Origin of the sequence: Volucribacter psittacicida (genome assembly GCF_004339025.1) — a bacterium.
GTDB classification, from domain to species: domain Bacteria; phylum Pseudomonadota; class Gammaproteobacteria; order Enterobacterales; family Pasteurellaceae; genus Volucribacter; species Volucribacter psittacicida.
Genome location: NZ_SMFT01000004.1, coordinates 147046 through 169535, shown reverse-complemented (window position 1 = coordinate 169535; position 22490 = coordinate 147046). Strand labels below are relative to the sequence as shown.

The following is a 22490-nucleotide window of genomic DNA, read 5'->3' as shown; positions in this document are numbered from 1 at the left end:
GGGTCTCCCCATGTGAGAGTAGGTCACCGCCAGGTTATTAAATTGAAGAGACCCCTGTTGTTAGGCAACAGGGGTTTTTTGTTATCTAATTTATACTTTTTTTCATAAAAATTCTCAAGACGCACCGCACTTTGTTAACTACTTAGCTTTGTCTAATTCATAACCATTTACCACTGCAACCAGTAAGCTATACCAATATTGTGGCGTATATCACAAATTCTTTTTAAAATCAGTTTATAATAGTAAGGTTTCAATGTAAGAAATGGCATTGAATCGCAGATTATTCAATATTACACAAAAGAGAGGATTATTTTATGGATGAACAGTTACGTCAAGCTGCTCTTGATTTTCACGAGTTTCCTAAACCAGGAAAAATTGAAGTTACCCCTACAAAATCTTTAGCAACACAACGAGATCTTGCACTTGCTTATTCTCCCGGTGTGGCTGTTCCTTGTTTAGAGATACAAAAAGATCCATTATTAGCACATAAATATACCGCCAAAGGGAATTTAGTTGCGGTAATTTCTAATGGAAGTGCGGTGCTTGGATTAGGCAATATTGGTGCTTTAGCAGGCAAACCCGTTATGGAAGGAAAGGGCGTTTTATTCAAAAAGTTTGCTGGCGTTGATGTTTTTGATATTGAAATTGATGAGCATGATCCAGATAAGTTGGTGGATATTATCGCCGCCCTAGAACCCACTTTTGGGGGAATTAATTTAGAAGATATTAAAGCGCCAGAATGTTTTTATATTGAACAAAAATTGCGTGAACGCATGAATATCCCTGTTTTTCATGATGATCAACATGGTACCGCGATTATTAGTGCCGCAGCTATTTTAAATGGTTTACGCATTGTAAATAAAAAAATAGAAGATGTACGTTTAGTGGCTTCGGGAGCTGGTGCGGCTTCTATTGCTTGCCTAAATTTATTAGTGAGTTTAGGTATGAAGAAAGAAAATATTACGGTGTGTGATTCCAAAGGTGTGATTTATAAAAATCGAGATGAACGACTAGATGATACTAAAAAACACTATGCGATTGATGATAATGGACAACGTAGTTTAGCAGATGCAATACCTAATGCTGATATTTTCCTTGGTTGTTCAGCGGCGGGCGCATTAACGCAAGATATGGTGAAAACCATGGCGGCTAGCCCATTAATTTTAGCATTAGCCAATCCAGATCCTGAAATAACGCCACCGGAAGCGAAAGTCGCGCGTGCTGATGCGATAGTGTGTACAGGACGTTCAGATTATCCTAATCAAGTGAACAATGTGTTGTGTTTTCCATTTATTTTCCGAGGAGCCTTAGATGTAGGTGCGACAACCATTAATGAAGAAATGAAAATGGCTGCGGTATATGCAATTGCTGATTTGGCGTTAGCGGAACAGAGTGAAGTTGTTTCATCGGCTTATGGTGAAAGCGAACTTTCTTTTGGACCAGATTATGTCATTCCTAAGCCTTTTGACCCGCGTTTAATTATTAAAATTGCCCCTGCTGTGGCAAAAGCGGCAATGGATAGTGGTGTTGCAACACGCCCAATTAATGATTTTGATGCTTATATTGAACGTCTAACCCAGTTTGTTTATAAAACCAATCTCTTTATGAAGCCTGTCTTTGCACAAGCCAAAATGGATAGAAAACGTGTTTTACTTACCGATGGGGAAGAGCCACGGGTTTTACATGCGGTACAAGAAATTGCGTCTTTAGGCATTGCGGATCCAGTCCTAATTGGGCGATCATCCGTTATTGCTGAAAGAGCGAAATCCTTAGGGTTAAAAATTCAGCAAGGACAAGATTATGAAGTGATTAATATTGAAGATAATCCTTATCATGAACAATGCTGGAAAACCTATTACGAGTTACAAAAACGCCATGGTGTTACGCCTGTTTCTGCACAAAGAGAGCTACGCACTAATCCAACCATTATTGGGGCAACTTTATTGCAATTAGGTAAAGTTGATGCCATGTTATGTGGTTTATTAGGAAATTATGCTTCTCACTTAGATATTTTAAGAAATATTATAGGGATTAAATCAGATGTTTCCACCTTAGCGACAGTGAATGGACTTGTGTTAGCGAAGTCTAATTTATTTTTAGCGGATACCTTTGTTAATTTAGATCCAACGGCGGAACAATTAGCTGAAATTACATTGATGGCTGCGAAACAAGTGCGTGATTTTGGTATTGAACCGCAAGTCGCGTTGGTTTCAAGCTCTAATTATGGCAGTTCAGATACACCAAACGCCTTAAAAATGCGTCAGGTCTTAGCATTAGTTCAGCAACAAGATCCCGATTTAATTATTGACGGAGAAATGCATTGTGATGTCGCCTTATCACAGGCGTTACGTCAAGAAATTATGCCAGATAGCCCAATCAAAGGTGCGGCAAATTTATTAGTATTCCCTTCAATGGAGTCCGCACGAATTAGTTTAAATCTATTACAAGGGACAGCAACCCCAAGCACAATAGGTCCTTTACTTATGGGATTAAACAAATCGGCACATATTTTGACGCCTGTGGCTTCGGTACGCCGTATTATTAATATGGTTGCGGTTGCCGCTGTTAAGGCGCAGCATTAAGTTGTAATTGAGCGGAAAATTTTAATAAAAAATGGACCGCTCTTTTTAGGTAAAGTATTTATTTGTGTAATATTTAAACTATTGATTAATTTTAATGATATTAATCAAAATTTTTGCTAAACTATCCACGATTTTTAACCCTCAACAAAAGGAATTTATTATGGCTTATACTCTACCAGAATTAGGTTATGCTTATGATGCGTTAGAACCACATTTTGATGCTCAAACAATGGAAATTCATCATAGTAAACATCATCAGGCTTATATTAATAACGCCAATGCAATCTTAGAAACCTCGCCTGAATTAACTGCGTTGGCAGAAGCAGGATGTCCAGGATCTTTCTTACGTAATTTAGATAAAGTACCTGCGGATAAATTAACCGCATTACGTAACAATGTTGGTGGTCATGCTAATCATACATTGTTTTGGAAAAGTTTGAAAAAAGGGACAACCTTACAAGGGGATTTAAAAGCAGCCATTGAACGTGATTTTGGCTCCGTTGATGCTTTTAAAGCTGAATTTGAAAAAGCAGCGGCTACACGTTTTGGTTCTGGTTGGGCCTGGTTAGTTTATGAAAATGGAAAATTAGCAGTTGTTTCTACTGCGAACCAAGATTCTCCATTAATGGGGAAAGAGATTGCGGGCTGTTCAGGTTTTCCAATTTTTGGTTTAGATGTATGGGAACACGCTTATTACTTAAAATTCCAAAATCGCCGTCCAGACTATATTAAAGAATTTTGGAACGTTGTAAACTGGGACTTCGCGGCAGAGCGTTTTGCTAAAGCGATTGGTTAATTATTTTGGATTGATTCAGCCCTTAACTGAAAAATCTATATAGAATTATCTAGTTAATGGGGATTTTGGGTGTAATGGATAAAAATGTGGGAAAAAAGTGGGTTAAGACCTTATACTACCGGTATTATGTAGCAATTGCACAAAGTTAAAATTACCCATCAACTGTTAAAAATAAAAGCCTTTAGCGCAATAATATGCTAAAGGCTTTTCTTTACCGCAAAATGCGTTTGATGATTAATCCGATAATGTTTAAACTCACTCACATCAAGAACATCATAACTGCTAATCTATTTTAGCCCTTAATTTATTTTTTAAGGCTAAGAAAAATTCTTAGCCTTATTTTAAAGAGGAGCGACGATAATTACATAACAATATTATAGCCAATGACAGCAATAATAGCCCCTAAAACTGGACCTAATACGGGAATCCAAGCATAAGACCAATCTGGCGAGGTATTAAGTTTTTTACTGAGTAAGGCTAAGACAATACGAGGCCCTAAATCACGAGCAGGGTTGATAGCGTAGCCTGTTGTACCTCCAAGACTTAATCCTATTGCCCATACAAGTAATGCAACAGGTAAAGCTCCAATTGAACCCAAGCCAATAGGCGTAACACCAGTTGTGCCAGGAATAATGATTTCACCAGCAGTAATATAGAAAATAACAGACACTAATACTGTTGTTCCTATAATTTCACAGATTAAATTGCTCGAATAACGCCGAATAGCGGGTTCTGTACAAAAACAAGCACGTTTTGCGCCAGTATCTTCTGTAATTTGGAAGTGATCTCGGTAAAAGAGATAGACAATAAAACCACCAAGTATTCCTCCTATCAATTGTGCAATGATGTACCCGGGCACGAGCATCCAATTAAAGGCGCCATTGAGAGCAAGCCCTATTGTAACGGCAGGATTGAGATGTGCACCACTATATGGACCTGTAGCGACAACGGCAACATAGACAGCAAAAGCCCAGGCTGATGTAATAACTATCCAACCTGAATTATTTCCTTTGGTTTGCTTTAAGCACACATTAGCAACCACGCCATTTCCCATTAGAATTAATAAGGCTGTACCTAAAAATTCAGCGATATAAGCGTTCATAGTGATTCTCCTATGCAAATTAATTTAGTGCAATATTATGTTGTAAACATAATCTAAGCGAAAGTTGACTTGTGATGAGTTCGTTTAAATCGCAATAAATTCTTTTGATTGGAGTAGAAATATTACATTTAATATTATTATCTCCAAGATATAAAAATGCAATGTAGAATGAAAATGAATTTTTACTTTGTGAGCAAGTTCAAATAATCACATAAAAACTAGGGATATTTTTTGAAGTTCGTCAAATAATTGAAAAAATATATTTGTTACCTTGAGCGTTTTTGGTTATGTTATCGCCGTGATTTGTTCGTTTTTACTCAATAAATATTCTATTTGAATAATTTGGAGTATTTTATCAACCATACTTTCTTAGGGGGAAGTTTATGACACAGAAAAAATATATTATCGCTTTGGATCAAGGTACAACGAGTTCGAGAGCAGTTTTATTAGATCATGATGCGAATGTTGTGGAGATAGCTCAACGAGAGTTTACTCAGATTTACCCACAAGCAGGTTGGGTAGAACATAATCCTATGGAAATTTGGTCAAGCCAAAGCTCAACATTAAATGAAGTGGTTGCTAAAGCGGGGATTAGCTCAGATCAGATTGCCGCCATAGGGATTACTAATCAGCGAGAAACGACAATTGTGTGGGATAAAGCCACAGGAAAGCCTATTTATAATGCGATTGTTTGGCAATGTAGACGTACATCCGATATTACAGATCAGCTTAAAGCAGATGGGTATGAGGATTATATTCGTAAAACCACTGGATTAGTGGTAGATCCTTATTTTTCTGGTACAAAAGTAAAATGGATTTTGGATCATGTGGAAGGGGCTAGAGAAAGAGCGAAGAAAGGGGAGTTATTATTTGGGACAGTAGATACTTGGTTAGTTTGGAAACTAACTCAAGGGCGTGTACATGTTACAGATTATACAAATGCCTCACGTACAATGTTGTTTAATATTCATACTTTGCAATGGGATGATAAAATGCTAGAAATTTTAGATATTCCAAAGCAAATGTTACCAGAAGTTCGTAATTCTTCCGAAATTTATGGTAAGACCAATATTGGTGGTAAAGGAGGAGTACGAATTCCAGTCGCAGGAATTGCGGGCGATCAACAAGCCGCACTTTATGGGCATTTATGTGTTAATGCAGGACAAGCTAAAAATACCTATGGCACAGGTTGTTTTATGTTAATGCATACGGGAGATAAAGCCATTCAATCAGAAAATGGTTTGTTAACGACCATTGCTTGTAATGCCAAAGGCGAACCTGCTTATGCCTTAGAAGGCGCGGTATTTATTGGTGGCGCATCGATACAATGGTTACGCGATGAAATGAAAATTGTACATGATAGTTCAGATTCAGAATACTTTGCACAAAAAGTAAAAGATTGTAATGGTATTTATGTGGTGCCTGCTTTTGCAGGATTAGGTGCACCATATTGGGATCCTTATGCAAGAGGTGCGATTTTTGGCTTAACCCGAGGCGCAAATCGTAATCATATAGTGCGTGCAACATTAGAATCTATCGCTTATCAAACTCGTGATGTATTAGAAGCGATGCAAACTGATTCAGGACAAACATTGAAATCATTACGAGTAGATGGTGGTGCCACCGCAAATAATTTCTTAATGCAATTTCAAGCGGATATTTTAGCAACATCAGTTGAACGTCCTGTTGTTAAAGAGGTTACGGCACTTGGTGCAGCTTATTTAGCAGGACTTGCTACAGGGTTTTGGCAAAATCTTGATGAATTACGTAATAAAGCTGAAATTGAAAAGACCTTTATACCAGATGGCGATGAGCAAAAACGCGCGAGACGTTATAAAGGCTGGCGTAAAGCAGTGAAGCGTTCATTACAATGGGCTAAAGAAGATTTAGATGAAGAAGACTAGTTCATATCTTGATTAATAGAACTCGTGGAAAATGCCAGCAAATGCTGGCATTTTTGTAATACAGTAATTTCTCTGTTCTCAATAGTAGATTTAGATGAGGTCATTATCCATTAAGCAAAATAACATTCTATGCTTTTTCCTTAAAATTCAATTAGTTAAGCTCTTGAATTTTTTTTATCACATTAGTAGTTGAGCAGCCATTTTCAAAGTTTAGTACTTTTACTTCGCCGCCATTCGCCCAAACTTCTTGGCTACCTGCAATTTGCTCTGGGCGATAATCGCCACCTTTTACCAATAAATCAGGTAAAATCTCGCCAATAAGGCGTTGTGGCGTATCTTCCTCAAAGGCAACTAGCCAATCCACCGAACGTAAACCTGCTAATACGGCTAAACGAGTGTGTAAATCATTAATTGGGCGATTATCCCCTTTAAGGCGTTTTACAGAATCATCGCTATTTACCGCCACAATTAATCGATCACCCAGTTTGCGAGCATTGTCTAAATAAGAAACATGACCAGGGTGTAAAATATCAAAACAACCGTTGGTCATCACAATTTTTTCGCCACGATTTTTGGCTAATTGCACCGCTTGTTTTAATTGGCTTTCAGTCATAATACCAAAGCCATTTTCACAATGTCCATGAATGGCATTTTCGAGTTCGCTATTGGATACGGTGGAAGTGCCGAGTTTACCTACTACGATACCTGCCGCCACATTGGCTAAATAACAGGCTTCTTCAAGGGAGCGTTGATCGGCAAGAGCAGTAGCGAGGACGCTAATTACTGTATCGCCAGCCCCTGTTACATCAAAGACTTCTTTGGCTTGGGTAGGTAAATGATAAGCAGGATAATGAGGGCGTAACAAGGTCATTCCTTTTTCCGAACGGGTAACTAATAATGCCTCAAGGTCAAAATCTGCAATTAATTTTAGCCCTTTATCAATTAATTCTTGTTCAGTATGACAAGTCCCCACAACGGCTTCAAATTCGGCAAGATTTGGGGTTAATAAGGTCGCCCCACGATAACGCTCAAAATCTGTGCCTTTGGGATCGATTAGCACAGGCACTTGCACCGCGCGAGCTAATTGGATCATTTGTTGCACTTGGTTAAGCGTGCCTTTGCCATAGTCTGATAAAATTAACGCCCCATAATCACTGAGTGCTTGCTGGAGCTTATCCAATAAAGGAGAGCAATCTACTTGATGAAAATTTTCCTCAAAATCCAAGCGTAATAATTGTTGATGACGAGAAAGAATTCGCAATTTGGTTATTGTTGGGTGGCTTGCCAATTCCACAAAATCACAATCAATATTTTGTTCACTTAATAACTGCGATAAGGCTTGTCCTGTTTCATCTTGCCCTATTAAACCTAATAATTTAACAGGCACATTTAACGCACTGATATTCATAGCCACATTAGCCGCACCGCCTGCCCGTTGTTCATTTTGTTGTACTTTTACCACAGGAACAGGGGCTTCTGGCGAGATGCGATTGGTCGCACCGAACCAATAACGATCCAGCATTACATCACCTAACACTAACACTTTTGCCTGATTAAATTGAGCAGAATATTGCGACATTGCAGTTCTCCGAAAAAATAGTTTGGGCTATTTTAGCATATCCAATAATTTTCAAAATGCCATTTGCATAAAATTCCGTTAAACTATGGGGCATTTGTTTGGCTAAAAATAGTGATATTGTTAAGTATGAGCAATCTAAAAAATAAACTTCTAACATTTCGATGGACATTTTTAAAACCTAAATATTGGGGATTATGGTTAGCTTTAGCCCTTTGGCGATTATTATTATTGTTGCCCTATCCTTTATTATTAAAAGTGGGGCAAGGGCTAGGTTGGCTATTCGCCCATTTAAAGGTAGGCAAACGCCGTCAGCAAATTGCTCGACGTAATTTGCAATTATGTTTTCCTGATTATAGCCCACAGCAAATTGAACAAATTTTGCAGGAAAACTTAAAAGCAACAGGTATGGCGATTATTGAAACAGGTATGGCGTGGTTTTGGTCGGATAAACGGATCAAAAAATGGTCAAAAATTGAGGGGTTAGAACATCTCAATAAACAAGATCAGCAAGGCATTATTTTTGTGGGGGTGCATTTTTTAACCTTAGAATTAGGGGCAAGAATAGTGGGGATTGCCCATTCTGGGGTAGGGGTTTATCGCCCTAATGATAATCCCTTGTTAGATTGGTTACAAATGCGTGGGCGTTTACGTTCTAACAAAGCAATGCTTGATCGTAAAGATCTACGAGGAATGATGAAAGCCTTACGGCGTGGCGAAACCATTTGGTATGCCCCTGATCACGATTATGGACGGCGTAATGCGGTGTTTGTGCCGTTTTTTGCAGTGCCTGATGCCTGTACTACCACAGGATCTTATTATTTACTCAAAGCTGCTCCACAAGCAAAAGTCGTGCCTTTTGCCCCTTTGCGTAACGCCGATGGTTCGGGCTATACCGTTAGCATTTCGCCACCAGTGGATTTTAGCGATTTAAATGATGAAGTGGCAGTGGCTACACGTATGAATCAAGTGGTGGAACAAGAAATTAGCAAAGGCATTAGCCAATATATGTGGCTACATCGCCGTTTTAAAACACGCCCAGAACAGGATAGCCCTGATTTATACCAAAATAAATGAATATAAATTCGTTTTTATTGACTAATTATTCATATTTATTTATGCTCTAGGCAATGTTGAGCTATAAAGAAAAAGGATAAGATAATGACAAACTATCATCGCCAATTATTTGATCAAGTCATGGTACAAAATTATGCCCCTGCTCAAATGATTCCAGTGCAAGGCAAAGGGAGCCGAGTATGGGATCAAGCTGGGAACGAATATATTGATTTTACCAGTGGCATTGCGGTAAACGCCCTAGGGCATTGCCCTGAGGAGATTGTGGAGGTTTTAACTGAGCAAGGGCAAAAATTATGGCATTCCAGTAACTGGTTTACCAGCGAACCTGCTTTAGCACTTGCCAGCCAATTAGTACAGCATACCTTTGCCCAACGGGTAATGTTTGCTAATTCTGGTGCCGAGGCGAATGAGGCAGCCCTTAAATTAGCACGCCGTTATGCCTTAGATCATTTTGGTTACCAAAAAAACAAAATTATTTCCTTTAAACAAAGTTTTCATGGACGCACCTTTTTTACCGTCAGCGTAGGGGGGCAAGCCAAATATTCAGACGGTTTCGGGCCAAAACCTGCCGAGATTATCCACGTTCCTTTTAATGATTTAGCCGCAGTGCGTGCGGTAATGGACGAGCAAGTCTGTGCGATTATTGTTGAACCAATTCAAGGGGAAAGCGGTATTTTACCTGCGGAAAAATCTTTCTTGCAGGGATTAAGAGCCTTATGTGATGAATATCAAGCTTTGCTTATTTTTGATGAAGTGCAAACAGGGGTTGGACGTACAGGCTATTTATACGCTTATATGTATTATCAAGTACAACCCGATATTTTAACCACCGCCAAAGCCTTAGGTAACGGCTTTCCTATTAGCGCAATGCTGACCACTGACCATATTGCCAAAAGTTTCTCGCTAGGTGTACATGGCACAACCTTTGGTGGCAATCCCTTAGCCTGTGCCGTTGCCAATAAAGTGCTAGAAATTATTCGCCAACCTGACTTTTTAGCCAATGTCCAACATACCTCACAACAATTTACCCAAACCTTAAGCGAAATTAACCAAGAGCTTGGCATATTTAAACAAATTCGTGGTATGGGATTATTAATTGGGGCAGAGCTAAACGACAAATGGCAAGGCAAAGTCGCCCAATTTGTTACCCAAGCCTTAGATCAAGGCGTGATGATTTTACAAGCAGGTCCAAACGTCCTACGTTTCGCCCCAGCGTTAAATATTAAACCTGAAGAAGTCAGCGAGGGGTTAGCAAGATTGCGCAAAGGGTTGCTGAGTTTTTGTGGTTAGCTGTTAAGTGCGGTGGGGTTTTAAGTTTTTTTGTTATTTGGTTTTGCTAAGGATTTTGTTGTTCTTTCAAAGAGAAAATACCGCATAAAGTAAGTGAAAAAGCTTAGCAAAAGTATTTCTGACTTTTGCTAAGCATAACTGATAAATTTTGTCTATTATTTTTTCTTATAATAATTAATAGGCAAAGAGGATTGAATAACGTTAATAGGATTTTCTCCATATCTTTCTTTCATCTTTTGGTCTATTTGATATCTCAGATATTCTACTTTCCGACCTTTTTCGGTATTTTCATAATTAGTACCTACAATAATCTCATCCACACAAGAAGTAATATCGCCATATTCTATATAGAGTTGTTGTGTATTTTCGCAATATTTTACCCCATCATAGTTATCTTGTACTTTTAATAAACGAAACTCATCTTCATCTCTAAAGGCATAATCTTTAAATAAATAGCGGATATATTCTAAGTCATTTATATTTTTAATATTTTCCTTAATTAATTTATTAAGTGCGCTCTTAAATTTTTTCTTTCTCTTGTCATTTAAGTATTTACTATTATATATGTCACTAAAATATATACCAAATTTAAAATTTTCATTACTAAGTAATTTATCTTTATTCTTTAACGATTTGTCTTCGTTATCGTTAGGTAGGGGTAATTTAAAATTAAAATTATGATATTTATTATATTCATCAAGGTAAGCAATATAGGCAACTTGATAAATAGGTAGATATTTATTCTGATTGTTAAAATCATTTTTATCTATATTGGTGCTGTTATTAAAAGAAAATGTATTTATATTAGATACATCATTATCTTTTCTAGTATGAGGTATAGATGGGGGAATGCTTTTATTAACATCCTGATAAATTATCCAAAATGGTTTTTTATCAAATACTAAACAGCAACCAGATGCTTCAATATTATCTTCTTTGCCATATAATCTAAATTGGTTAAGATCATTGACACGTTTAGAGAAACAAGTAATAAATGTATTATATTCTGAGTTCTTTTTAATATTTTCTATTTCGAGTTCTTGTTGATGAACTAAATCTAATAATGCTTTTCCCTCATAGGGATCATTCATATAAGTTATACTATTCATTCTCATAATGGGAATATTATTTGAATTTATTCCGAATAGTTTTTCACAAACATTTGGGGTCGTATAATGAGATAGTTTAATATATTCTAGTTCACAAGGCATTATATATAAAATGGCCAAAATATCTAAAATGAGAGGATCTATATCATTTTCTTGATTCAAACTTATAAACTCTTTTTTCTTTTCAAGAAACTTATTAAAGGCTTCTTTTTTATTACTGGTATTTATTGCCCATTTAAAATAGTAGTGAGATAACATTAATAAACTAGTTTTTAAGATATATTCATTATTAAATAATTTTCCGAGATTATATATTTCTTCTAAATATGAAATTGAAGCATTAAAAAGCTCAGTAACCTCTTTAGTAACTTTCTTACTTTGTTCTAGCTTTTTTAAGGCGTGCTCAAAATAACAACGACTAATTTCTAGTTTTCCATTATATTCTGCTTCTATTTCTTGTGAATAAGAAAAGAATTCTTTTTTATGATCGAAAGAATTTTTTAAATAATTAATTGCTTTATTAAACATTTCATCATAATTTTCTGTAATTATTAATGCATATTTGAAATAACATAGACCAATACCATATTCTGTATCACTTCGTTCTTTATCAGTAAGCTTTTTAATTTTATGTGCTAGACTAAGGTCATCAATTGCTTGTCTCAGAAGTTCAATAGCTTCACTTTGTTTTTCAATGTTTTCTGCCTTTACAAAATGACAGCGTCCTAACATATACTGTGCCATATATTGTTGGTATATATCTTTAACAACTTTAAGTACGTGCTGAAAATGATTAATCGCTTCGCCAAGGAATTTGTTTGCTTTATCTTGAGGTTGAGCTCTTAATGCTTGTTGGAAATAACAAAAACCAATACCTAATATGGCTGAATTTTTCCCATCAATATCACTTTGTTCTGTAAATTCCGATGCATCTTTAAAGTATTTGATTGCTCTTTCAAAATATTTAATAGCAGTATTTTGATTGTCTGCTTCTATTGCTTGCTGAAAATAGCACTTTCCAAGCATAAACCTATTATTGTTTCTGTTATCTGCAGCAGTTAATGTAAGAGCGTATTTAAAGTGTTTAATTGCATTGTTAAGGCATTCGTTTGCTTTATCTTGAGATTGAAGTCTTAATGCTTGTTCAAAATAACATTCTCCGATTGCAAATTGTGTATCATGCTGTTTTTGAATATTGTTCTGTATGAGATTGAAAGCATATTCAAGATGCTTAATTGCCTTTTGGAAGTATTCTACGGATTGATTTTGATTTTGGGTTTCTGATGCTTGTTTAAAATAACAATGTCCAAGACCAAACTGAGCATAATTTTGTTTTTGTATTTTTTCTTGTGGATCTACGATAGCTTCAGTTAGTTTTAAATATTGTTCTAATTGTTTAATGGCTTCTAAATATTTTCCTGTAGAGAAAAGTATCTGAATCTTATGTTCTAATCCTTTTAAATTATGCATATTTTCCTCCTTTTAATATTATTTACAATTCTATACTTTTATTTTAATTTAGTCAACACCAACAATTTCAACTGTTGATAAATCTCTCGATAGGCTTTAGGAGGCTTGTTTTGTTGTTGTTCTTTTTGTGCGGAGCGGATTAGATTGCGTAGCTGTTGGCGATCTGCCTGTGGATATTGTTGTAGTAGATCGTTGAGGGCTTGATCCCCTTGTTGGATAAGCTGATCTCGCCATAATTCCAATTTATGTAGCATTGCTTGTTGTTGATTATGCTTATTCTCTAATTTAGCTAAGGCTTCTTGAATTGGTTCAGGATCGGTGGTACGGAGCAGTTTACCTATATATTGTAATTGGCGGCGACGTGCTTCTTTTTGTAAGCGTTGAGCCAGTTCAATGGCAGCTAATAGATTTTCTTCTAGGGGAATTTTTTCCAGTTTCGCTGGGGTTAATTGCGTGAGTTTTTCGCCTAATTTTTTTAATTCTTCTGCATCTCGTTTAATTTCACTTTTGCTGACCCAAATAATTTCTTCTTGTTCTTCATCTAGCCAATCTAATTCTGCTTGTTTGTTTTTTCTTGCCATTTTTTCTTCCTTTTATCATCCTGTTAAATTTGGGCGACAATATCATCAAAATTTTTGGTATTTTATCACAATGGGATAGAATATATAGGATTAAAGTGGAAGGATAGCCGTCCTCTTTAAAATGATACAGCGTTGGTACGCCTTGCCGTACAGCTTTGTCTTAGTTTAAATTGAAACGGCAATAATATTGACAGAAAAAGGTTAAAAAATGGATCAAAATCAGACCGCACTTTTGCGACAACAACAAACAGAATTATGTGAGGCGGTGAGTTATGCCGTTGAGTTAGCAACACAAGCAGGGGCAACGGCGGAAGTGGCGGTAACGAAAGTGAGTGGCTTATCCGTATCAGCCCGTTTGCGAGAAGTGGAAAATGTGGAATTTAATAATGACGGAGCATTGGGCATTTCGGTGTATTTAGGGCAACAAAAGGGCAATGCTTCCACTTCGGATTTAAGCCCAACGGCGATTAAAAGTGCCGTAGAAGCGGCGTTAGCCATTGCGAAATATACTTCGCCTGATCCTTGTACAGGTTTAGCGGATAAAGCCTTAATGGCATTTGATGCGCCTGATTTAGATTTATATCATCAAGCGGATATTGATGTGGATCAGGCGTTAGCACTGGCTTTGCAAGCGGAACAATCGGCGTTAGATTATGATCCGCGTATTGTTAATTCAGAGGGAGCAAGTTTTAATTCCCATTGTGGGATTCGTGTGTATGGTAATAGCTATGGTATGTTGCAAAGCTATTTATCAAGCCGTTATTCTTTGTCTTGTTCTATGATTGCGGCAACGGATAATCAATTGGAGCGTGATTATGAATATACGGTGGCACGCAATATTAATGAATTGGCTGATCCTACTTGGGTAGGCGAGCATTGTGCCAGCAAAACCTTGGCGAGATTACAACCTCGCAAAATTGCTACTCAACAAGTACCAGTCATTTTTGCTAATGATGTGGCAACAGGCTTAATTTCTCATTTGACCGCCGCAATCAGCGGTGGCAGTTTATATCGTAAATCCAGCTTTTTATTGGATCATTTGGGTAAACAAGTGTTGCCCGATTGGTTTCAAATTAGCGAACGTCCCCATCTAAAAGGGCGTTTAGCTTCCACACCATTTGACAGCGAGGGCGTACGGACACAGGCAAGAGAAATTATTGAGCAAGGTATTTTACAAACCTATTTGCTTACCAGTTATAGTGGTAAAAAATTAGGTATGGCAAGTACAGGGCATGCGGGCGGTATCCATAATTGGTTGGTTAAACCTAATTTAAACGGAAAACTGACCGCACTTTTACGCCAAATGGGGACAGGATTATTGGTTACCGAAGTCATGGGGCAAGGTGTCAATTTAGTAACTGGCGATTATTCTCGAGGGGCTGCTGGCTTTTGGGTAGAAAATGGCGAAATTCAATACCCTGTTTCAGAAATTACCATTGCGGGGCAATTAAAGGATATGTTGCGTCATATTGTGGCAGTGGCTGATGATGTAGAACATCGCTCAAATATTCAAACGGGATCGATTTTGCTAGAGAGTATGAAAATCTCTGGTAATTAGATCTAAATGATAATAATTCTTATTGACAAGGTTTTTTTATTTGTTAATATAGCTCCCATCCTGTTGGGAAGTGCGGTAGAAAATACAATATTTTTTATTTTGCATAGAGAGATTCCAATTAACAGGTAGAGTAGAAAGTAAATTCGTTAGGGTTAATGAAAGGTCGGGACTATCCCGACTTTTTTTTGACTATAGGTTTGTGGAGATAATGCTATAATAGCCACCAATTAGCGCTTTATTCAATTAAGGAATAATAATGAAAAAACATCATGTAGAAACATTAATTACACAAGCCGATGTGGCTTCACGCATTAGCGAATTAGGGCATGAAATTAGCCAATATTACCAACATCAGCAAGCGGAAAAATTGATTGTGGTTGGTTTACTCAAGGGATCTTTTATGTTTATGGCAGATTTAGTGCGTGAACTTCAAGTACCTGTGATCGTAGATTTTATGACCACTTCCAGTTATGGCTCAGGTATGACCAGTAACCATGATGTCCGTATCGCTAAGGATTTGGAAGGAGATATAAAAGGGGAGCATGTGTTAATTGTGGAAGATATTATTGATACAGGTTATACCTTGCAAAAAGTGCGAGAGATTTTAAATTTGCGTGAACCAAAATCCTTAAGCATTTGTACCTTATTAGATAAACCATCACGTCGAGAGGTAGAAGTGCCAGTAGATTGGATTGGCTTTTCAATTCCTGACGAATTTGTGGTGGGCTATGGCATTGATTATGCTCAACATTATCGCCATTTGGGTTATATTGGTAAGGTGGTGTTGGAGGAGTGAGATAGATGTTTTCTGTGGATTTAGTTTAAATAAATAGTTAAAAGCAATTATATTTTTATTCGCTAAGTCTTTATACTATTCGCCTAGTGCCAACCTAGGACTAGATAAATGTTATTAATTAAAAATCAGAGAATTTTTCATAACATTCCCTACCTACTGCACAAGAATTTTCCTTATTTTTTACGGAGGATTTTTTGTGTGGTTTATTCGTTTTTGATTAATCTTACTACATTCTCTCTATTGGTTTTCCTATCTTTTGGCGGTCTTTTCCCTTTAATTTCAGTATATCGAGGCTAATATGAGTAGTTTAATCCCTACATTAAAATCTTATATCAGAGATGAAATCATTAAAAAAGGTGGGTGGGTAAATGCCCATGCTCACGCGGATCGTGCCTTTACTATGACGCCAGATAATATTCATATTTATCGTACGGCAAATTTACAGCAAAAATGGGATTTGGTTGATGAAATTAAGCGTCATTCAAGTGTAGAGGATTATTATGCACGTTTTAGCCAAGCCATTGAGTTGATGATTTCACAAGGGGTAACGGCGTTTGGTACTTTTGTGGATATTGATCCTGTGTGTGAGGATCGGGCGATTATTGCGGCACATCGGGCAAGGGAAGTGTATAAGAACGATATTGTGCTTAAATTTGCCAATCAAACCTTAAAAGGTGTGATTGATCCTGTGGCAAAGCAGTGGTTTGATATTGGTGCGGATATGGTGGATATGATCGGTGGTTTGCCTTATCGTGATGAATTAGATTATGGTAAGGGATTAGAGGCAATGGATATTTTACTTGATGCGGCTAAATCTCGCGGAATTATGTGCCATGTTCATGTGGATCAATTTAATACGCCAACGGAAAAAGAAACGGAGCAGCTTTGTGATAAAACCATTGAGCATGGTATGCAAGGTAGGGTAGTGGCAATTCATGGGATTTCTATTGGTTCTCATAACAAGGATTATCGTTATGCCTTATATGAGAAAATGCGACAAGCTAAAATGATGATGATTGCTTGTCCAATGGCATGGATTGATAGTAACCGAAAAGAGGAATTAATGCCTTTTCATAATGCATTGACCCCGGCGGACGAGATGATTCCTGAGGGCATTACGGTGGCGATTGGGACAGATAATATTTGCGATTATATGGTGCCGTTGTGCGAGGGCGATATGTGGCAAGAATTAAGTTTGTTATCCGCAGGCTGTCGTTTTCCTGATTTAGATGCTATGGTAGAAATCGCCAGCACCAATGGACGTAAAGTGTTGGGGTTAGAGGTTTAAGTGAGAAAAGACGGCGTATGATTTATACGCCGTTTTTGTCTTCCTTGCTTCATTTTTTATTGAAACAACGATACTGAGTTATTTATTCTTTTGCGCTAACTGGTATCGCCAAACTGTCCAACTATAAACCGCTAAGATAATTAAAACCACGATAGATATAAGCCAGATGGCATATTGTTGGAATATTTTGCAAGCGATTACGCTAATGATGACGCCACAAATAAAGCTGATAATCAAGGCACTATAATTGATTGCAATATGCTTTAAATTGGCGTTTTTCTCTTGATGATAGGTATACCAGCTATTTAGCATTTTGCGATAATTTCCTGATGCGACCATAACCGTATAGGGCTTATCCTCAATTTTACCGTCATTAAAGGTTTGCATAATTAATCCTGTGCCAAAAGCCAATAAAGCCACTTGGATAAATTGAAAGCCTGTGAGCAGTGGCACACCTAAGCTAAATAACAAAAAGAGGGCGATAGTATAACTACGCCAATAAGCGGTTTTCGCACGCTGTTTTACCCTTGCCCCATAAACAAAACCTAGGGTAAAAAATAGCAATGATTGTGCCTTGGCAAGCAATTCAGGAAAATTACCATTTAATAAATCATTTGCCATTAAAATAAAATTGCCCGTTTGGGTTGCCACTAATGATTGAAATTGTGAGTGGCTATACACATCAGCCGCTCCACTAATAAAAGCAAGCAAAACCGCAATAAGGCGACTATTTTGCGGCATAATTCTTAATGGATTTTGCATATTACTATTTGATTTTTGTCAGGATTAAGTGGCTCAATAATGTAATATGCTCAGCACGACTGTTTAAGGCTGGAATATAATGATAATTTTCGCCCCCAGCTTGTAGGAAGATTTCACGATTTTCTACGGCAATTTCTTCCAAGGTTTCTAAGCAATCTGTGGCAAATCCTGCACAAATCACTTGAATGGCTTTAATGCCTTGTTGTGGCGCTTGTTGTAAAAATTCATCGGTATAGGGTTGTAACCAAGGTTCTTTGCCAAAACGAGATTGGAAACTCACTTGCCATTGATCATTAGCAAGTTGAAGTTTATCAGCTACGGCTTGGGCTGTGGCTAAACAATGTTGGCGGTAATAATCGCCCTCTTGTTCATAACGCACAGGAATGCCATGGAAAGAAAATAATAAGAAATCCTTTAAACCTGTTTGGCTTACGCTATCCGCTAAGGCTTGAATATATTGGGGTTCAAGGTGATAAGAATGAATAAAATCAAAAGGGGGAATATAGCGGTGTGCTTGTAAACTTTGTGCAAAAGCATCAAAGACCGAGGCGGTTGTGGTGCTGCTATATTGAGGATAAAGAGGAAGCACAATGATTTGATCCACTTTTTGTTGTATTAGATTATCTACGCCTTGTTGCATACTAGGTTCGCCATAGGTCATTACCAGTTCCACTTGAGCCTGAATACCTTGTTCAATTAGGGCTTGTTGTAATAAGGTTTGTTGCTGGCGACCTATTGCCAATAAAGGCGATCCCTCTGGTGTCCAGATACTTTGGTAATTTTGGGCTACCCATTTGCTTCGTCTTGGTAGGATAAGCCCTTTCAAGATAGGGAGCCATTTCCACCTTGGTAGATCGATAACACGAGGATCACTAAGAAATTGTTGTAAATAACGGCTAACCGCTTTGGCTGTGGGTTGAGCTGGGGTGCCGAGGTTGGCTAATAAAATTCCGATTTTTTTTGTCATACTTTTTTGATTATTGAAAGGGTTAAACGTGCGACACAACAACGTTGTTGTTGTTCATCATAAACATCAATATGCCAAACCTGTTGATGATTACCTAAACGAATAGGACTAGCAGTGGCAGTAACGATGCCTGATTTTACGGGGCGTAAATGGCTGGCATTGATTTCACTGCCTACAGCGATCTTATCTTCGGCAACACAGCAAAATCCCGCCATTGATCCCACCGTTTCAGCCAGAGCAACCGTCAATCCACCGTGTAATACGCCAAAAGGTTGTTTGGTATGTTGATTTACCGGCATGGTGGCAGTTAAGCTGTTATCATCTTTATGGCTAAAACAAATGCCTAAATGGCTGACGGCACAATGTTGATTAAATTGATTTATTTGCTCAAGGCTATAATTTTTTTGCCAAATCATTGTGTTACCTCAAATAAACTGAGCAAGGCTTGCACAGGGTGTTTAGGTTGCCAATGTGCCATACGTTTTACTTGACTACGACAGGAATAGCCTGTTGCCAAGCAATAAGCGGGATCTTTATCGGCAAGTTTATTTGCCCAAGAGGATTGGTAAATTTGTTTTGACATATTGATATGTTGGGTTTCATGCCCAAACGTCCCCGCCATACCGCAACAACCGACCTTTTCGGTATTAAGTTGCTGATTAAATAAGGCAAAAATATCTTGCCATTCTTTGGGGCTATTTGGCATTGCGGTACTTTCCGTACAATGAGGGAAAAGATACCAAGTGTGTGGCGTAAAAGTGCGGTGGTTTTTTAATTTATTTTTAAGTTCGCCATTATTCAGCTGGGTTTTGAGCCATTCGTGGGCGGTTAATACATGAAAATCGCCGCGTTTATCGCCAAGAATTTCTTTATATTCATCACGATAAGATAACACTATGGCAGGATCAACCCCCACTAGAGGTACGCCAAAACTTGCCATTCTATTAAGAAAATCCGCTTGATTTTGGGCTGTTTTGGCAAAGCGAGTAAGAAAGCCTTTAATATGCTGTGCTTTGCCATTTGGTTTAAAAGGCAATACCACAGGTTTAAAGCCAAGCTGTTGGCAAAGTTGTACAAAATCGGCGACCACTTTGGCATCATAATAAGAGGTAAAGGGATCTTGCACCACAAATAAAATTTTTTGTTTTTCTACCGCACTTAATTGCTCAAGCTGTTCAAGGGATAAACCTTGATAATGGATATTCACTAATTGTTGTTGCAATGAGGGCGTGGAAAGTAAGGGTAAATCCACCATACCTAAGACTTTTTCCGCCAAGGGGGCTACAAATTTTGCCCCTGTTAGTAAATTAAATAATTTCGCTTGTTTTGCCATTAAGGGAGCAACATATTCTACATTGGACACCACATAATCTTTCACAGGGCGTAAATAACGGCTGTGATAAAAATGGAAAAATTTCGCTCGGAAACTTGGCACATCAATCTTAATTGGGCATTGACTGGCACAGGCTTTACAAGCCAAACAAGTATCCATAGCTTGTTTTACTTCGTGGGAAAAATCATATTGTCCTCGCCATTTTTGCAGAGAGTTACGCACTTTTTTGACTAAATCGGTAAGTTTCACTTCTGTATTGGCAAAGTCTAATTGTTCAGGACGCACTTGCTGATTTGCCATAAGACGCAACCATTCTCGCGTGATTGCCGCTCGTCCTTTGGGCGAATAAAGACGATTTTTACTCACTTTCATTGAGGGACACATAGCACTATGTACATCAAAATTAAAGCATAATCCATTGCCATTACAATTCATTGCGCCACGAAATTCTTGCTTCATTTGGATCGGAATTTGCCGATCATAATCAGCTCGCATTGGCGAAAGAATAGAATAAAGCGCATCGGCGTTATCTAATGGGGTACAGATCTTACCAGGGTTTAAACGGTTATGGGGATCGAATAGGGTCTTAATATAGCGAAGTTCTTGCCATAATTCAGGGGTAAAATAGCGATCGCTATATTGGGAGCGCACACCTTTACCATGCTCACCCCAAATCAAACCGCCATATTTCAAGGTCAGTTCAACCACTTGATCGGAAATCTGTTTAAACAGTTGTACCTGTTGTTTATCGCATAAATCAAGGGCGGGACGAACGTGCAACACCCCAGCGTCCACATGCCCAAACATACCATAATCTAATTGATGTTGATCCAATAAGGCACGAAATTCCGCAATATAATCCGCTAAATTTTCTGGCGGTACACAGGTATCCTCTACAAAAGGAATAGGTTTGGCTTCTCCTTTCGCGTTACCCAGCAAGCCCACCGCTTTTTTTCGCATCGCATAAATGCGTTCAATTGAGGTAAGATCAGAACACACTTGATAGCCGATAATATCATCTTGTTGCTGAGCGATTTTTTGTTCTAACTGCTGACATAAATGCTTAGCTTGTTTTTCTAATAAGGCTTGGTTATTGCCGGCATATTCCACAATATTTAAGCCTAAAATGGGATCTTGAGGATCTTCTTGTAATAATTGTTCCACCGAATGCCAAATAATATCCTCTTTGGCTAAATTTAATACCTTAGAATCCACCGTTTCTACGGATAACGCATTGGCTTTCACCATAAAAGGGGCGTTGCGTAAAGCAGAATCAAAAGAACGATATTTAATATTAATCAGCGTACGATATTTGGGAATTGGCGTAAGATTAAGGGTTGCTTCAGCAATAAAGGCTAATGAACCTTCTGAGCCTGTTAAAATACGGGTTAAATTAAATTCGCTTTCATCATGATTAAACACATTTTTTAGATCATAACCTGTTAAAAAGCGATTTAATTGAGGTAAATCTCGCAAAATTTGTGAGCGTTTTTGTTTGCAATGCTGATAGACTTCTTGGTGTAAATGTTTGCCATAATGGGAAAGGGGGCTTTGCTCAAGTGCGGTGTGAAAATCCTCTGTTTTTAGTGCTTGAGTTTGTAATACTTCGCCATTCATTAGCACCGCTTTAAGGGCTAAAATATGATCCGAGGTTTTACCATATTGTAATGATCCCTGCCCAGAGGCGTCAGTATTAATCATACCGCCAATGGTGGCACGATTACTGGTAGAAAGTTCGGGCGAAAAAAATAAACCATAGGGTTTAAGAAATTGATTGAGTTGATCTTTGACGACCCCAGCTTGTACACGCACCCAACGCTGTTCAACATTAAGCTCAAGAATATTCGTCATATGACGAGATAAATCAATAATAATATTCTTGTTGAGGGCTTGCCCGTTAGTGCCTGTTCCTCCTCCTCTTGGCGTAAAGGTTAAAGATTGATAATCCTCTTTTTGTGCCAGTTTAGTGATAATGACGAGATCGGCGACGGATTTGGGGAATAAGATAGCCTGTGGTAATTGTTGATACACGCTGTTATCCGTCGCTAGGCTTAAACGATCCGAATATCGCGTAGCAATATCTCCACCAAAATGTTGAGCGGATAAATCAGTTAAATAACGATCAACTAAGGGAGATAATTGAGGAACATCTTGTAAACAGGGGATCATAATGATTACTCTAGCAATTTAATGATAATGATAAACAAGGGTTTAAGCATTCTATCATAGGATTTTAGTTTTAAAATGCTAATTTATAAGATTGATGCAAAGAAAATGGAGCAGACTATAATTTATGATT

At 37.8% G+C, this 22490-nt stretch carries 16 protein-coding genes and 1 pseudogene; 8 read left to right on the top strand and 9 right to left on the bottom strand.

Translation table 11 applies throughout. The features are described from left to right. Positions 1–314: 314 nt before the first annotated feature. Complete coding sequence (locus EV694_RS08840) at positions 315–2582, top strand: NADP-dependent malic enzyme (protein WP_132691633.1); 2268 nt, start codon at positions 315–317, stop codon at positions 2580–2582. Positions 2583–2742: 160 nt separating this feature from the next. After that, a complete protein-coding gene (sodA, locus tag EV694_RS08835) occupies positions 2743–3378 on the top strand; it encodes a superoxide dismutase [Mn] (RefSeq protein WP_132691631.1) in 636 nt (211 codons plus the stop codon). A gap of 203 nt (positions 3379–3581) precedes the next feature. On the opposite strand, the pseudogene EV694_RS08830 reads toward sodA, so the two are convergent. Further along, positions 3582–3659, bottom strand: a pseudogene (locus EV694_RS08830) (IS1595 family transposase); the annotation flags it as partial. Positions 3660–3739: 80 nt separating this feature from the next. Next, positions 3740–4480, bottom strand: a complete 741-nt coding sequence (locus EV694_RS08825) for an MIP/aquaporin family protein (RefSeq protein WP_132691629.1) — start codon at positions 4478–4480, stop codon at positions 3740–3742. A 383-nt stretch (positions 4481–4863) separates the two neighbouring features. Here EV694_RS08825 and glpK point away from each other — a divergent pair, with 383 nt between their 5' ends. Beyond that, positions 4864–6384: a glycerol kinase GlpK gene (gene glpK / locus EV694_RS08820; protein WP_132691627.1), complete on the top strand. Its 1521-nt coding sequence runs from the start codon at positions 4864–4866 to the stop codon at positions 6382–6384. Positions 6385–6535: 151 nt separating this feature from the next. Here glpK and hldE read toward each other — a convergent pair whose 3' ends face one another. After that, entirely contained in the window at positions 6536–7963 is a 1428-nt protein-coding gene (hldE, locus tag EV694_RS08815; protein ID WP_132691625.1) for a bifunctional D-glycero-beta-D-manno-heptose-7-phosphate kinase/D-glycero-beta-D-manno-heptose 1-phosphate adenylyltransferase HldE, read from the bottom strand. Between the two features lie 126 nt (positions 7964–8089). Here hldE and lpxL point away from each other — a divergent pair, with 126 nt between their 5' ends. Next, entirely contained in the window at positions 8090–9037 is a 948-nt protein-coding gene (lpxL, locus tag EV694_RS08810) for an LpxL/LpxP family Kdo(2)-lipid IV(A) lauroyl/palmitoleoyl acyltransferase (protein ID WP_132691623.1), read from the top strand. 84 nt (positions 9038–9121) lie between these two features. Beyond that, positions 9122–10327: an aspartate aminotransferase family protein gene (locus tag EV694_RS08805; protein WP_132691621.1), complete on the top strand. Its 1206-nt coding sequence runs from the start codon at positions 9122–9124 to the stop codon at positions 10325–10327. 155 nt (positions 10328–10482) lie between these two features. Here the strand turns inward: EV694_RS08805 and EV694_RS08800 are convergent, their stop codons facing one another. Together EV694_RS08800 and yjgA are read right to left on the bottom strand one after the other, a co-directional pair. Then, a complete protein-coding gene (locus EV694_RS08800) occupies positions 10483–12906 on the bottom strand; it encodes a tetratricopeptide repeat protein (RefSeq protein WP_132691619.1) in 2424 nt (807 codons plus the stop codon). A gap of 38 nt (positions 12907–12944) precedes the next feature. Beyond that, on the bottom strand, positions 12945–13487 hold the full coding sequence (yjgA, locus tag EV694_RS08795) for a ribosome biogenesis factor YjgA (RefSeq protein ID WP_132691617.1): 543 nt from the start codon (positions 13485–13487) through the stop codon (positions 12945–12947). Positions 13488–13695: 208 nt separating this feature from the next. On the opposite strand from yjgA, the gene pmbA reads away from it, so the two are divergent. From pmbA to EV694_RS08780, 3 genes are all read left to right on the top strand, one after another. Beyond that, positions 13696–15045: a metalloprotease PmbA gene (gene pmbA / locus EV694_RS08790; RefSeq protein WP_132691615.1), complete on the top strand. Its 1350-nt coding sequence runs from the start codon at positions 13696–13698 to the stop codon at positions 15043–15045. A 256-nt stretch (positions 15046–15301) separates the two neighbouring features. Continuing rightward, positions 15302–15841, top strand: coding sequence for a hypoxanthine phosphoribosyltransferase (gene hpt, locus EV694_RS08785; RefSeq protein WP_132691613.1), 540 nt, complete (start codon positions 15302–15304; stop codon positions 15839–15841). 298 nt (positions 15842–16139) lie between these two features. Beyond that, the gene (locus EV694_RS08780; protein WP_132691611.1) at positions 16140–17129 is read left to right on the top strand and encodes an amidohydrolase family protein; all 990 of its coding nucleotides are present in this window, start codon (positions 16140–16142) and stop codon (positions 17127–17129) included. A 78-nt stretch (positions 17130–17207) separates the two neighbouring features. Here EV694_RS08780 and EV694_RS08775 read toward each other — a convergent pair whose 3' ends face one another. Genes EV694_RS08775 through ydiJ form a run of 4 tightly spaced genes read right to left on the bottom strand, consistent with a single transcriptional unit; the run spans position 17208 to position 22360 of the window. Then, a complete protein-coding gene (locus EV694_RS08775) occupies positions 17208–17891 on the bottom strand; it encodes a YoaK family protein (protein ID WP_132691609.1) in 684 nt (227 codons plus the stop codon). A 4-nt stretch (positions 17892–17895) separates the two neighbouring features. Continuing rightward, the gene (gene hemH / locus EV694_RS08770; protein ID WP_132691607.1) at positions 17896–18858 is read right to left on the bottom strand and encodes a ferrochelatase; all 963 of its coding nucleotides are present in this window, start codon (positions 18856–18858) and stop codon (positions 17896–17898) included. Beyond that, positions 18855–19274: a hotdog fold thioesterase gene (locus tag EV694_RS08765; RefSeq protein ID WP_132691605.1), complete on the bottom strand. Its 420-nt coding sequence runs from the start codon at positions 19272–19274 to the stop codon at positions 18855–18857. Before EV694_RS08765 ends, hemH begins: the two co-directional genes overlap by 4 nt. After that, positions 19271–22360 carry a D-2-hydroxyglutarate dehydrogenase YdiJ gene (ydiJ, locus tag EV694_RS08760; protein WP_132691603.1) on the bottom strand — a complete coding sequence of 1030 codons (3090 nt, stop codon included), beginning with the start codon at positions 22358–22360 and terminating at the stop codon, positions 19271–19273. Before ydiJ ends, EV694_RS08765 begins: the two co-directional genes overlap by 4 nt. Positions 22361–22490: the final 130 nt, after the last annotated feature.

Excerpts from the sequence above, each read along its gene's own strand:
- EV694_RS08840 (WP_132691633.1), top strand. The coding sequence starts at position 315 with ATGGATGAACAGTTACGTCAAGCTGCTCTTGATTTTCACGAGTTTCCT.
- sodA (WP_132691631.1), top strand. The coding sequence starts at position 2,743 with ATGGCTTATACTCTACCAGAATTAGGTTATGCTTATGATGCGTTAGAA.
- EV694_RS08825 (WP_132691629.1), bottom strand. The coding sequence starts at position 4,480 with ATGAACGCTTATATCGCTGAATTTTTAGGTACAGCCTTATTAATTCTA.
- glpK (WP_132691627.1), top strand. The coding sequence starts at position 4,864 with ATGACACAGAAAAAATATATTATCGCTTTGGATCAAGGTACAACGAGT.
- hldE (WP_132691625.1), bottom strand. The coding sequence starts at position 7,963 with ATGTCGCAATATTCTGCTCAATTTAATCAGGCAAAAGTGTTAGTGTTA.
- lpxL (WP_132691623.1), top strand. The coding sequence starts at position 8,090 with ATGAGCAATCTAAAAAATAAACTTCTAACATTTCGATGGACATTTTTA.
- EV694_RS08805 (WP_132691621.1), top strand. The coding sequence starts at position 9,122 with ATGACAAACTATCATCGCCAATTATTTGATCAAGTCATGGTACAAAAT.
- EV694_RS08800 (WP_132691619.1), bottom strand. The coding sequence starts at position 12,906 with ATGCATAATTTAAAAGGATTAGAACATAAGATTCAGATACTTTTCTCT.
- yjgA (WP_132691617.1), bottom strand. The coding sequence starts at position 13,487 with ATGGCAAGAAAAAACAAACAAGCAGAATTAGATTGGCTAGATGAAGAA.
- pmbA (WP_132691615.1), top strand. The coding sequence starts at position 13,696 with ATGGATCAAAATCAGACCGCACTTTTGCGACAACAACAAACAGAATTA.
- hpt (WP_132691613.1), top strand. The coding sequence starts at position 15,302 with ATGAAAAAACATCATGTAGAAACATTAATTACACAAGCCGATGTGGCT.
- EV694_RS08780 (WP_132691611.1), top strand. The coding sequence starts at position 16,140 with ATGAGTAGTTTAATCCCTACATTAAAATCTTATATCAGAGATGAAATC.
- EV694_RS08775 (WP_132691609.1), bottom strand. The coding sequence starts at position 17,891 with ATGCAAAATCCATTAAGAATTATGCCGCAAAATAGTCGCCTTATTGCG.
- hemH (WP_132691607.1), bottom strand. The coding sequence starts at position 18,858 with ATGACAAAAAAAATCGGAATTTTATTAGCCAACCTCGGCACCCCAGCT.
- EV694_RS08765 (WP_132691605.1), bottom strand. The coding sequence starts at position 19,274 with ATGATTTGGCAAAAAAATTATAGCCTTGAGCAAATAAATCAATTTAAT.
- ydiJ (WP_132691603.1), bottom strand. The coding sequence starts at position 22,360 with ATGATCCCCTGTTTACAAGATGTTCCTCAATTATCTCCCTTAGTTGAT.